Origin of the sequence: Stieleria sp. JC731, from assembly GCF_020966635.1 — a bacterium.
In the GTDB taxonomy this organism is placed as follows: domain Bacteria; phylum Planctomycetota; class Planctomycetia; order Pirellulales; family Pirellulaceae; genus Stieleria.
Map to the genome: position 1 here is coordinate 1,326,485 of NZ_JAJKFQ010000011.1, position 13,357 is coordinate 1,339,841.

The following is a 13,357-nucleotide window of genomic DNA, read 5'->3' on the forward strand; positions in this document are numbered from 1 at the left end:
AGGCGGATTAGAAGCTAACTATGTGTCGTCACTGCATCAGCGCTACAGGGCAAGGGGTCGCTATAATGCTGTTTGCGAGCCTAACGCGTTAGCCAAATGCCCTGCACGAATATCGGTGATTGGCTTGGGGCCAACGCTTGTGATTCTATCGCTTTGCCACTCATATTCGAAGGATGAACGATGTCAGTTTGGTGCGTGCGATCGCGTGCGGCAGTTTTATCGTTTGCTGCAATTCTACTGTCGGCAACATGTCCAATTGGTGAGCAAATCGCACAGGCGGAAGACCCCGTTTTTTCAGGTCCACAAGTAGGCGAATCGCTGCCCGAATTTGAGCTGCGCGGAGTATACGATCAGCAGCGTGGCAAAACGTTTTCGCCAATCGCGATGGCAGAAGGCGGGCCGATCGTGATCGTCTTTGTCCACAAGCTAACCCGACCAGGTTTCTCACTGACGCGAGCGATCACCCGCTATGCGAAGTCCTTGGAACAGCCGAAAGTTTTTGTTGCTTGGCTGTCTGATGATCAGGCTGACGCGGAAGCTTATTTGAATCGTGCGAGAAAGTCGTTGAACTTGGACGTCCCTGTCGGAGTCTCACCCGACGGAGGCGAAGGACCTGGTGCCTATGGGCTGAACCGAAATGTTGAACTGACGATTCTTGTGGGTGATAAGAAAAACGTTGTCGCCAATTTTGCGTTGGTTCAGCCATCGCTGGTCGACGGCGAGAAAGTTGCCGCGGAAATCGCCAAGTTGGTGGGTAAGTCGGCCCCTAACGCGGACACGCTTGAAAAATTGGCTTTTCCAAACCGCCGAGAGATGATGCGACGCCGCGATTCAGCCAGAGAAAACGAAGGGAGATAACCGTACTCGGTAAATCGAATCCGCACCGTTTGACGATCCGAAGGCCTTTTTTAAAAAGCTTGTGCGACTCTGATCGCGTTCCGCCTCGCTGGCGATTCCGATGCGGCGTCAATTCTGCATCGAAAGCTGAACGTTAAAGCTGTCTTTTCGGTGGGCTGTCGCCGGACCGGTCGTGCAAGATTGTGGCAATCTGAATAACATACGGTAAAAGATCGCACGCCATTCGGTACAATTCTCAGTGCGGCGTTGGCGAAGTTTGCCCTCCAAACGCCTACCTCCCCGCTGTGTGGCTGCGTCCTACCAACAGATCGCCTCGGCCCGCCGCTTGACCTTCCGCTCGATCTATTCGCGTCAGTGATGACGCGGAATCTCCGACGATAGACTCATCGTGCCACCGTGACGGTGCCGCAACATATGATGCCAATATTCAAGATGACAATTAACTGGCTGCCTACAAAATCGCGATCCGCAGAAACGTTTTCCGTCATTGCCGCGATCGTCTTGGCGGCGTCAAGTTCGATGGCGGTGGCGGCGGATGGTCCACCTGAGGTCGACTTTAACCGGGACGTCCGTCCGATTTTCAATGAGCACTGCGTCGCGTGTCACGGTGGGGTCAAGCAAGCCGGTGACCTGAGCTTTGTCTACGAAGACAGCGTTTCCTACGTCGTCGAGCCTGGTGATGCCGAAGCATCATCATTGATCGAACGTGTGCTTTTGCCCGACGATGATGAATCTCGAATGCCGCCGCCAGAGCATGGGCGTTCGCTCAATGAAGAAGAAATCAAAATCCTTCGTGCATGGATCGATTCCGGCGTGAAATGGGGAAAGCACTGGGCATTTGAAACGCTACAGTCGCAATCATTGCCGAAGCTTGAAAACGACTCGTTCAGCCGAAACCGGATGGATCGCTTCGTTCTTGCCAAGATGCAGGAAGCCGGACTGGCACCCAGTCCAGACGCCGACGCGATTCGGTGGCTACGACGCGTGTCGCTTGAATTGACCGGTTTGCCTCCGACGCCACAAGAAGCGGAAGCTTTCGCGACACGCGCAAAACAGATGGGTGACGTTGCCTATCGAGAAGCTGTCGATCGCTTGTTCGCTTCGCCAGGCTTTGGTCAGCGTTGGGCAAGCGTTTGGTTGGACATCATCCGCTATGCCGACTCTCGCGGTTTGGGTTTGGATAGTCGCCGGAACATTTGGCAGTATCGTGATTGGGTGGTTCGGGCCTTCAATGCGGACTTGCCGTACGATCAATTTACCATTCAGCAAATAGCCGGGGATTTATTGGACGACCCCAGCCTTGAAGAACTGCTCGCAACCGCTTGTCATCGGACGACACAAACAAACGAAGAAGGCGGCACGGATGACGAGACGTTCCGCACCGAAGCGGTCATGGATCGGGTCAGTACGACTTGGCAAACTTGGATGGGGTTATCGTTCGGCTGCGTCCAGTGCCACTCGCATCCGTATGATCCGATCGAGCATGACGAGTACTATCGGTTCTTGGCATTCTTCAACAACACCGTAGATACTGATCTGGGAAGCGACGAACCGACCTATGCCTTTCCGATCAATCCGGACGAATTTGATGACGCGTTAAATTTGGATCGACAGATTGAACAGCTTGATCAACAGCGTTGGGATCAAACGCTTGAGGCTATCGCGAATGCCGATCAATGGAGTCCATGGCCGGTATCTGAAGCTTCAACAACGAACTCAAGCAGCGTTGAAGCCACAGATATTCAAGGGCAGTCAGGCTATGCAACTGTGGGCACCGTCGCCAAAAACACGAAAGTCGTATTGGAAGGCAAGCCGCAAGGAAAGCAAACCATCACGGCGCTAAAATTCGTCGGGCTGCCAAAGGATTCACAGCGTGCGATCGCGTATCCAGAATGGGGCTACTTGATCAGCTTTTTTGAAACCACTGTGGTCGACTCGGAAGGGAAGGAAACTCCCGTCAAGTTCTCTCAAGTAGTTTCTGATGAGCCCAATCCGATCTTGGACCCAAACCTGAGTTTGAATGCCAAATCTCGAAGCGGCGCCGGACCTTACTCGCGTATCCACTATCCTCGCGAAACAGTCTTTGTCCTGCAGCAGCCTCTGGAATTGTCCGAAGATGACGGGCTGAAGGTGACGATCACATTCAATGGTGTCGAAACCGGAGCATTTCCGCTGGTTGCACATCGTGGCTATCTCGAAGTCAGTAGCGATACGGCTTGGGCGAGTTGGTTGGAAGCTACAGAGCAGCTAAACCAGCAGCTCTCTGAATTGCGAGCACAACGTCGAAACATTCGTTCGACCAACACTCCGGTAATGTCCGAACGACCGCAGAAATTCTCGCGACCGTCATTTGTTTTTGATCGTGGAAACCAGATGACAAAGACAGATGAAGTCACGCCCTCGACTCCTGCGTTTCTGCCAGAAATGGAATCAGCGACGCCAAGTCGACTAGATTTGGCCCGTTGGATTGTCGACCAAAACAATCCTCTGACGGCGCGTGTCGCGGTCAATCGATTGTGGTCGCGGCTGTTTGGTACCGGGCTTGTTCTGACCGAGGAAGATTTCGGTGTTGCCGGCGAAAGGCCGACTCATCCGCAGTTGCTCGATGACCTGGCCTACCGATTTCAGACTGACATGAACTGGAGTGTCAAATCGTTGCTGCGAGAGATCCTAACCAGTTCGACCTATCGCCAGTCGTCGGTGGTGACAGACGAAAAATTGAAAGCCGATCCCTCGAATCAGTTTCTTTCACGTGGACCGCGGACACGCTTGCCTGCAGAAACCATTCGTGATCAGGCACTCGCGATTTCCGGATTGCTGAGCGAACAGATGGAGGGCCCTCCCGTCCATCCGCCGATTCCGAGTGGGATTTGGAACCCGTTTAATTCCGGTGATAAATGGCGTACCCCTGAATCGTCAGACCCCGATCGATATCGTCGCACCGTCTACACCTATATCAAGCGGACAATTCCTTACCCGATCATGGCGTCTTTCGATGCACCCTCGCGTGAGTTCTGTTCCGTACGGCGTTTGCCTTCCAACACGCCGACACAGGCACTGATGACATTGAACGATTCCACATTTGTCGAATCCGCAGCAGCGTTGGCTGAACGGATGCGACAGTTTGACGGCACGCTTCAAGAACAAATACAACACGGTTTCCGATTGGCAACTTGCCGTCGTCCATCGACTGATGAGCTGGACGCCCTTATCGGATTGAGTCGAGAGAACTCAACCGATTCAGACCCGAACGCATTTCGATCGATCGCGACCGTACTGCTGAACTTGGACGAGGTACTTTGCAAATGAGCATGTTTAAATCAACGCGTCGATCGTTGCGTGAAGAGGCAACCGGCGAGCAGCTGACACTGGATACACGTCGTCAGTTCATGCGAACCTGCGCGACCGGACTTGGAGCGACATGGCTGGCGCAGCAAAAAGCGATCGCCTCAGGAAATGCTGATGGATTTCGTCTGCCGATGGCAAAGGCAAAACGAGTGATCTTTTTGCACATGATCGGTGCTCCTAGCCAGCTTGAACTGTTCGACTATAAGCCCGAACTACAGCGATTCGACGGAAAGGATTGTCCCGAAGCGTATTTGAAGAACAGCCAGTTCGCATTTATTCAGGGAACACCGAAGCTGCTAGGACCCATCTACGATTTCAAACAGCACGGTGAAAGTGGCGCTTGGGTGTCGGACCAGTTACCGCACTTTTCGAAGATCGTCGACAAGGTTTGCTTTATCAAAACGATGCAAACCGATCAGTTCAATCACGGTCCGGCCCAGCTGATGGTGCAGTGCGGTCAATCGCGAATCGGATATCCTTCGATCGGGTCTTGGGTGACTTGGGGCCTGGGCAGCGAGAATGAGGATTTGCCGGGCTTCATCGTGCTGCTTTCCGGGGGCCGTCAGCCACGCGTTGGGAAAGCCCTGTGGGGGAGCGGTTTCCTGCCCTCGGTTTACCAGGGTGTGCAGTGCCGTTCCAAAGGCGACCCGGTACTGAATGTTTCCAATCCCGATGGTGTCAGCCGTGATGAACGCGCCGCGACTCTGCATGCGCTTGATCAATTGAACAAGATCAATCACGACGAGTTTGGTGATCCAGAAACGCTAACGCGGATGAAACAGTACGAACTCGCGTTTCGCATGCAGGTCGCCGTTCCCGACGCGATGGATCTGTCGCAAGAATCAGCGGCGACACATGAAGAATACGGCGTGGAACCTGGCAAGGAATCATTCGCCAATAACTGCTTGCTTGCACGGCGTCTGGCCGAACGTGGTGTTCGATACATCCAGCTTTACGATTGGGGCTGGGATACACACGGAAGCAATGCGAATGAAGCCTTAGAAAAGGGATTTGTTAGTAAGTGCCAGCAAGTCGATCGCCCGATGACTGCGTTGATCAATGATCTCGAAAAGCGTGGCATGCTGGAAGACACGTTGGTCGTTTGGGGCGGCGAGTTTGGAAGAACGTCGATGGCCGAGAATCGAGGCGGTGTGACTGCTCCCTTCAAAGGCCGCGACCACAATCCAAACGCGTTCACTTTCTGGATGGCCGGTGCCGGAGTGAAAACCGGAATGACATACGGCGAGACCGACGAACTCGGCTACCATGTCGCAGATTCACCGGTTCAACTGCGTGACTTTCACGCGACGATGCAGCATCTATTGGGCATCGACCACGACAAGTTGGTCTATCCGTTTCAGGGATTGGACCAAAAACTTGTCGGCGTCAAACCGGCGCGGGTGATCAACGAGATTTTGGCTTAGTTGCCAAACGTCAATAAGAATGTCGCGACGACGGTTCCTCGTTGGCGACTGGGCTGGTCAAGATACACGGTGAAGCGACCGCGTTTGCCAGTCTGCGTATTAACCATCTTCGGCACGTTTCGACGTGCCGTTTGTCATCAGAAGTTGACTCGCGTACGGTTTCTATCGTACGCATGCTTGTAACTTCTTCTTAGCGTTCGGGTGCGAACGCAGGTTCTTTCGATTCGATCTTTGCGCTCGGAATCGCGTCGGCTTCTAGGTCACCCAGTGCATACTGAATGCCATCAAGCATGTGCTTGACGATCACGGGATTTGCGAAGGTATCTTCGCGGTGTCCAAAGTTCGTGTAGAAAACTCGACCTTCGCCAGCGGTGCGAACCCAAGAAACGGGAACTTCACGAGGACCATCGTCGATGCGGCTCGATACTGGGTCTTTGGTCATGTCCAAGCTAACCAGGATTCGTAGAACCTCTGGCCCGACGTAGGACTTTGGGTTGTACTGATAGATCTCGTCGCTGTGCCAGAAGCCTTGTCCCTTAAAGGCGGCGTTCAGGGTGTGATCAGGATCATCAAGTTTGAACGCCCACTTTCCGCCTGCGCCCCAAGGGTGGCCCGCGAAGGTACCGCCAACGATAGCCAAGCAATCCGGGTGACGATTGAAGTTGTCGCTCGCCGCATGAAAGCCGACCAGCCCCTTTCCTTTCAGGATGAAGTCCATAAACGCGTCACGGGCGGTTGGCGTTGGGAACTCCATGTGCGTCGTGTTGTTCAGCAGAATGGCGTCATACTTGGCCAAGTTATCTTCGGTGAAGACATCGTACGTGTCTGCGAAGTCGACTTCGAAAGCGCCAGTCTTTTCACCCATCGCCCGGACACTTTCGTTAGCGTGTGGAATCGAGGTGTGAATGAATCCGTTGCATCGGTAAAACACCAGCACGCGTCGGTCTTTCTTGGGTGCCGCGACGGGTTCAGGAACGGCATCGCTGATGGCGTGTTTTTGCGTTTCTGAAAGCGCTTTAAAACGTTCTGCTTTTTGTTTTTCCCAAGAGTTGTCTTGTGCCGACGAAATGGTTGGAAAACCAACAGAGACCGCGGTCAACGCGAACAAGGAAAGTGCGAGTTTGATTCTTCCGAAAGCCATTGGGCAAACCTGGCGGGCTATGAATGAGAGGTGGGGGAGAAGCCTGGGCGAGGAGGGGGGCGTCAACGCATTCCAAGGTCAACGTGATCCCAGGCGAGGTAGCTTCCCATTCTAGTCTCCTTTACATATCCGACGCAAAAGCGCACGCTCACAAAATGATTGAGAATCAGCGTCCATTTTCTGAGCTTGGTCCGTACGAACTGGTCGACTTTGGCAACGGTCGAAAGCTGGAGCGGTTTGCCACGCGCTTGTTGGATCGGCCGTCGCCGGCTGCCGACGGTGTTCGGCCAAAGAATCCCTCGTTGTGGAATCAAGCTCAGTCGGTTTTTGATAAGCGGGGCAAGCAATGGCTTCACCGACGACGGTGGGCAGAATCCATCGGCTTGGATTGTGATGGCTTCGTAATGCCTATTCAGCCGACCCCCTTTGGTCACGTCGGTGTCTTTCCGGAGCAGTTTCAGAATTGGAGGTGGTTGCAGGAAACGACTCCGCCAATTCAGCAAGCACCTTCGCAAGCCGTCCGTCAAGGTTTGAATCTGTTTGGCTACACAGGTGCGAGCAGCATGGCGATGGCAACGACTGGATTGGCTGTCGCTCATGTCGACGCGGCAAAGCCCAACGTCAATGCGGCTCGCGATGCCGCCACCGCCAATGGATTGTCGGAACATCCGATTCGGTATTTGGTCGACGACGCTGTGAAGTTCGTTGCCAGGGAAGTTCGCCGTGAAAGACGATATGACACGATCGTGTTGGATCCACCTGCCTATGGGCATTCGCCAAAGGGAAAAACATGGCGATTGGAACGAGACCTGTGGCCACTGCTCGATCAGTGCATTGAGTTGATCGAACCGGATCGCTTTCGCTTGTTGGTGACCGGGCATTCGCCGCAGGTGGATGCCCCGGACGTGGTAGACTATCTCAAGAACGAATTGCCTTCTCAGGCGGGCGTCAGCCGCACTAAAGTTGCCAAAGGAATCGAATCGGGACGGCTAACGATTCAAGACCCTGCGGGGCGGCATTTGGATTTTGGCTTCTACGTTCGTATCGCCTTTGAATCATCATCAACGTGAATCATCCAGTCACCATCTCAGTCGCGAACGATCGGCAATCCGACGAACTAACCCGTTTGATTCAGTGGTTCGGCCAAAAGCAAGTTGTTGTTGCCTTTTCAGGTGGCGTCGATAGTAGCGTGGTGCTTGCCGCAGCACTTCGTAGTGAGGCCAAAAGCGTTGTCGCGATGACTGCGATTTCACCCAGTGTTGCCGACTGGCAGATTCAGATGGCAAAGAAAGTTGCTCAGCAGCTCGGCGCAGACCACCGCATTGTCCAAACCGGCGAAGTGGACCTGCCCCAGTATCGTGCAAACAACCAAGATCGATGCTTTCATTGCAAATCGACGTTGTATTCAACGTTGCAGGAAAGTTTGGGCGACGAGCAAACTTTGAAGAAAATGTACAGCGGCGTGGCGGATTCGCCGCTTTCAAGCAACTTTCAAATCGTCTCGGGAACCAACGCGGATGATTTGGGGGATTTTCGCCCTGGAATTGCTGCGGGAGACACGGCAGGAGTCCAGAAACCACTCGCAGAACTGGGGCTTGGTAAAAAGGCGGTCCGCCTGTTGGCTACCGAATTGGGGCTTTCAAACGCTGATTTGCCTGCATCGCCCTGTTTGGCCAGTAGAATTGCTTATGGTGTCGAAGTCACTGTCGAGCGATTGAAGATGGTGGAAGCCGCCGAAGGATTGCTACGAGAGTTGGGCCTGGGAACCTGTCGCGTTCGACTGCATGAAGGAGAACTCGGTCGGATCGAAGTGCCATCGGAAGCGGTTTCGACGCTCTGTAACGATCCGACTCGCGACTCGATTACCAAACGATTCCGAGCATTGGGGTTTCGCTTTATCACCTTGGATTTGGACGGTTTCCGAAGTGGTAGTATGAATCAGTCACTCGTTTCGATCGAAACGCCCGAGCCGAAAATCAAGTAGAGCTGGAGTCCTATAAGCCGCACCGCGTTAGCGGCGGTTGTCGCACGGACAACCGAGGCTAACGCCCATCGGCTAATCCCGAAAATCAAGTAGAGCAAGAGTCCTATGAGCCGCACCGCGCTAGCGGCGGTTGTCGCTCGGGCAACCAGGGCCAACACCCAATCGGCGAATCCGAAAATCAAGCTGAACCAATACACTATTCCGCACCGGCTGGTCATCGAGCAGACAGAAAGCCGTTAAAATTACGAAGGCTGCCCCCCTTTAGCGGTTTCCGCACTTTATCGAATATGAACGAATTCGAATCGCCATCGGACGAATCACGTCGTCAACAGAAAGACGCCGAATCCTCGGCCGACGACCGATCGGCGCAATACAACGGTAACGATCAACATCAGTCTGCCGACTCCACCGCGACTTCAGCGGCTACGCAAACCATGCCCGGCGACGCACCAACCTTGGCTTTGCCAACCAATGGAGCTGTCGGAGGCAGCTTGGTCGGATCGCACCTCGCAACCTATTTGATTCTTAGTCGTTTGGGCCGCGGGGGAATGGCTGATGTCTACGCCGCACGCGATATGAATCTGGATCGCGATGTCGCGGTAAAGGTGCTGCGTCCCGAGCTATCCAAGGACCGCGACTACATCGCTCGATTCAGACGCGAAGCAAAGGCGGCAGCAAAGCTCAATCATGCCAACATCGTCCAAATCTACGATGTTGGCGAAATCGACACTCGCTATTACATCGCCCAAGAACTGGTCCAAGGCCAGAACCTAAAGGAGTACTTGCTTCGCCACGGTCCTCTGACGCCAGAGCAAGCGATCGAGGTGCTCTATGGCGTTGCGTCGGCGCTTGATGCCGCGGCGATCGAAGGCATCACCCATCGCGACATCAAGCCAGAGAACGTGATGTGGTCCAAAAGCGGCGCAGTCAAAGTTGCCGACTTCGGATTGGCACGTTTAGGAAACGACAACGATGGCAGCCGCGCGGACTTGACCCAAGCCGGTCTGACGATGGGAACTCCGCGATACATGAGCCCCGAGCAGGTTCAGGGTCGTCCTGTCGATCCGCGAAGTGATCTCTATTCACTTGGCGTCATGATGTATCACCTGCTCGCCGGAAGCCCTCCTTTCGAAGCCGACGACCCCTTGGCATTGGCTTTCGCGCATGTCAATGAAACCCCCAAACCGCTTGATCGCGTTCGCGGAAACAATGACGTACCGGAATGGTTGATCGCGATTGTGCAAAAGCTACTTCGCAAAGATCCCAGCGAGCGTTTTCAGTCGGCAGCTGAACTGCTGGAGGTACTTTCGGGGGACGATTCACGACAAGGCGGTGCACGCCGGCTTGTTGGCGCAGCGACCGCAACCGCGCGATTGCAACGTGTCGCGGACGAACATCGTCGCCAAGCTGACTTGGCGCGTCGCAAAACTATCCTGTTTGGATTGCTGCCGATCGCTTTCTGCGGGATCGGTATCGCCGTCGCTTCGCAAATGAAGCAGCCAGAGCTAACAGACTTTCTTGTTCCAGACCAAGTCACGAAGTTGCAGACCGTTGAAGAGCAGTTCCTCGAAGCGGTGTCCAAAGACAAAGTCGCGTATTGGGAAGCGATTCCAAGATACTTTCCTGCATCAGAAAGCTCTTCCAACCGGGCGTATGCTGCAAAAGCGAATTTGCAACTTTCGCGTTGGTACATGGATCACGACCAGCCGCGCGCCGCAGATGACGTGCTCGCCAAACTAACAAGCGATCCCAACACGGACCGGAAGTATCAATTGGTTGCTTGGGCAAAGCGTGTTTTGGTGGCCGATCAACTCCGTGATCAGAAGATGCTTGACGAAGCAAAGCGACAATTCGATTCGTTGTATGCCGAACTGGTCGCAAGCAAGTCGGATGCGGTCTCAATGCTCGATCGACTATTTAGTTTTAGCGAGCAGTCCATCTTGGGAATGAATCGCGATTCGTAAAACCTGGTAGCTCTTTGCTGACCAGCGTTGCATCGCAGCGTCCGCCGGTTTCTGACGCGGTTACCTGCTCCGCGATCATGTCTATCAGCCGCCAGGTTAACGCGATTCTAATTTGCGATTCTCGCGATTGCGCGGCTGGCTCTTGTAGTGCTAGTTCCTATTCGGCTTTGATGCGAGACTGCGCCGCCAAAGTACCTTCGGAACACTCTACAATGTTGGGATCATTCTTTCCATTTTGATCTCACTTCTCGATCGAACATGCGTCCTATCAAAGCCGCTGCCGTCCAGTTCAATCATCGCCCTGGTGACAAAGCATTCAACCTAGATCGTGTTCGGCACTTTGTGACGCTCGCACATCAACAACAGGTTCAGCTGATCACGTTCCCGGAGATGTGTTTGACGGGATATTGGCATGTGCGAAATCTATCGCAACAGCAGTGCCTTGAACTGGCGGAACCGATCGAAACAGGTAAGTCGACTGAAACGCTGAAGCAACTGTCTGTTGAATTTGACATGACGATTGGGGCCGGGCTGATTGAGTTGGCTGACGACGGTCGAATGTTCAATAGCTACGTCGTCGCGATGCCCAACGGAGACATTGCCGTCCATCGGAAGCTGCACTGCTTTATCAGCGAACACCTCGATTCTGGAGACCAGTACACGGTCTTTGATATTCCCCAGGGTGCCAGAGTCGGTGTGTTGATTTGCTACGACAACAACATTGTCGAGAACGCGCGAATCAACGCATTGATGGGCGCTGAAATTTTACTGGCACCCCATCAAACCGGTGGATGTGATTCACCGAGTCCACATTGCATGGGTGTGATCGATCCGAAGTTATGGGAGCGGCGTCACGAAGATCCGGACACCATTGAGGCTGAATTCCGTGGTCCCAAGGGGCGAGAATGGCTGCATCGGTGGTTACCCGCCCGGGCTCATGACAACGGACTGTTTCTTTTATTCAGCAATGGAGTCGGGGTCGACGATAACGAGGTGCGTACTGGGAACGCGATGATATTGGGGCCCTATGGAGAAACATTGGCCGAAACATGGAAGGCCGAGGATGCGATGGTCGTGGCATATCTCGATCCCGCATTACAGCCATCCAGCACAGGCCGACGTTGGCTCAAATCACGAAGGCCAGACCTGTATCAAACAATCACCACACCAACCGGAATCGAAGAAGAAACCCGCACAGTTAGGTTTCGAAAAGCAGATCTGTAGCAACGAAGCTACTCGATCACTGTAAGCGATTGCGAGTCAGATGTACGCAGAAAAGATGGATACAATTCCATTGTGCATTTTGTCAGGAACATCGCGTTCTAGACTCCTTACATACAGTGTTGATCAGTCGTTTTGATCCGCTCCAGACCTGGGAATGCAATGCGACAAAGTGGCAAGTTTCATGAGTGCTCATTTTGCAGTAGGTCGCTCAAGCGATCGTAAGCCCGTGATGCGGCTTGAGCGCCAAATAGTTCGAAGTATCGGTCTGCAAACTCAACTTCATCTATTGATTTGTTCTGATTCAGTTTGGTTGTTAGTGCAAGGCAGCAACGTTCCGATGAATCGATTGGCAATCGTCTCCCAAGATTCAACTGCTCCATTCGTAGTGCTGTAATTCGTTGTTCAATAAATAGCGGGATCGTCAACACAGGCACTCCCCTTGCCAGCAGCCCTAGCGTAGTGCCATGGTTAGCATTCGTGATCGCAAAACAACATTCGTCTGCAACCTCATCTAAATCGACACCAGAAGGCTGAATAGCCACGCTACCGTTTCTGGGAAGTTGACTGCGTTTGATTTCACCGTCCGTCACAAGTGCAGTTGTAAGCCCGCAACGCGACAACGATGACAACACAGTTGGAAGGCTTGGGTGACGTTTTAGATACGCAAATGCTTTTTTGCCGCCAAAGTCCGGCCATTGAATGGGGGTCGCCGGAATCTGGTCCCAAATCCCTAAGTATTCATTCGAACCGGCTTTTCGATCGTAGTGGTCCAGCTCGGGAACGGTTGCAAGAAACGTTGATGACGGATTCTCGTTCAGTTCTGACAAAGAACTTAGGTTGATTTCTCGGCCTTTTTCCTTTGCGGCAACCTTGATCCATTGGGAAATTCTTGCATCAAACGACTTTTCCGCATCCATGTCACAATCCGTATGAAATCGCAACGGAGTAAGTGAACTCGATCTCGGCGGACATTCAAAACCGGTCCCGATTCTGACGTGACGGCAACCCAACATGCGTGCGGCAATGGCTGCGCCGATCCCGAAATCAGAAATCACAACCTCAGGACGACATAGCTTCGCCAAGGTGTACCACGCGGTGACCAGTCCCTCGACGCGTGTTCCGTTGCAGTAGCCTAAGTTCCACGCTAAAGCAGCCATCGTTGATGGGTTTTGATAACGTGTCATCGAGACCGAATCTGATATCGGCGACTGAATAATCTCAATGTCTTTCGTGCCGACCAGCCTCGCGGCCGTTGACACATCACGTGCTGCTACCGTGACTTGGTGCCCATCAGCGACCAGTCGCTCGGCTAATTCTATAAAACGGGCAAGATGCCCCAGTCCAGTACCCCATTCCCAGGCATATAGAATTTTAGCCTTCATCCGATGAGCCTCTAGTCACAGTGTCGGTGGTT

Annotated in this window: 9 protein-coding genes; 7 read left to right on the plus strand and 2 right to left on the minus strand. The window is 53.4% G+C overall.

Annotated elements, in window-relative coordinates; all coding sequences use genetic code 11:
* The first annotated feature begins 180 nt into the window (after nt 1-180).
* The 3 genes from LOC67_RS21770 (at nt 181) to LOC67_RS21780 (ending at nt 5,630) form a co-directional block, all read left to right on the plus strand.
* Complete coding sequence (locus LOC67_RS21770; protein ID WP_230264923.1) at nt 181-858, plus strand: hypothetical protein; 678 nt, start codon at nt 181-183, stop codon at nt 856-858.
* A 432-nt stretch (nt 859-1,290) separates the two neighbouring features.
* On the plus strand, nt 1,291-4,167 hold the full coding sequence (locus LOC67_RS21775) for a PSD1 and planctomycete cytochrome C domain-containing protein (RefSeq protein ID WP_230264924.1): 2,877 nt from the start codon (nt 1,291-1,293) through the stop codon (nt 4,165-4,167).
* A 2-nt stretch (nt 4,168-4,169) separates the two neighbouring features.
* Nucleotides 4,170-5,630, plus strand: coding sequence for a DUF1501 domain-containing protein (locus LOC67_RS21780; RefSeq protein ID WP_230264925.1), 1,461 nt, complete (start codon nt 4,170-4,172; stop codon nt 5,628-5,630).
* Between the two features lie 190 nt (nt 5,631-5,820).
* Here the strand turns inward: LOC67_RS21780 and LOC67_RS21785 are convergent, their stop codons facing one another.
* Nucleotides 5,821-6,771, minus strand: a complete 951-nt coding sequence (locus LOC67_RS21785; RefSeq protein ID WP_230264926.1) for a ThuA domain-containing protein — start codon at nt 6,769-6,771, stop codon at nt 5,821-5,823.
* A gap of 155 nt (nt 6,772-6,926) precedes the next feature.
* Here LOC67_RS21785 and LOC67_RS21790 point away from each other — a divergent pair, with 155 nt between their 5' ends.
* The 4 genes from LOC67_RS21790 (at nt 6,927) to LOC67_RS21805 (ending at nt 11,943) form a co-directional block, all read left to right on the plus strand.
* A complete protein-coding gene (locus tag LOC67_RS21790; protein WP_230264927.1) occupies nt 6,927-7,841 on the plus strand; it encodes a class I SAM-dependent methyltransferase in 915 nt (304 codons plus the stop codon).
* Nucleotides 7,838-8,755 (plus strand): ATP-dependent sacrificial sulfur transferase LarE, encoded by a 918-nt coding sequence (gene larE, locus LOC67_RS21795; protein WP_230264928.1) that lies wholly within the window; start codon nt 7,838-7,840, stop codon nt 8,753-8,755. The genes LOC67_RS21790 and larE overlap by 4 nt, the downstream gene beginning before the upstream one ends.
* Before the next feature lie 287 nt (nt 8,756-9,042).
* Nucleotides 9,043-10,719: a serine/threonine-protein kinase gene (locus LOC67_RS21800; protein ID WP_230264929.1), complete on the plus strand. Its 1,677-nt coding sequence runs from the start codon at nt 9,043-9,045 to the stop codon at nt 10,717-10,719.
* Between the two features lie 258 nt (nt 10,720-10,977).
* Nucleotides 10,978-11,943: a nitrilase family protein gene (locus LOC67_RS21805; RefSeq protein ID WP_230264930.1), complete on the plus strand. Its 966-nt coding sequence runs from the start codon at nt 10,978-10,980 to the stop codon at nt 11,941-11,943.
* 179 nt (nt 11,944-12,122) lie between these two features.
* Here the strand turns inward: LOC67_RS21805 and LOC67_RS21810 are convergent, their stop codons facing one another.
* Entirely contained in the window at nt 12,123-13,325 is a 1,203-nt protein-coding gene (locus LOC67_RS21810) for a glycosyltransferase (RefSeq protein WP_230264931.1), read from the minus strand.
* Nucleotides 13,326-13,357: the final 32 nt, after the last annotated feature.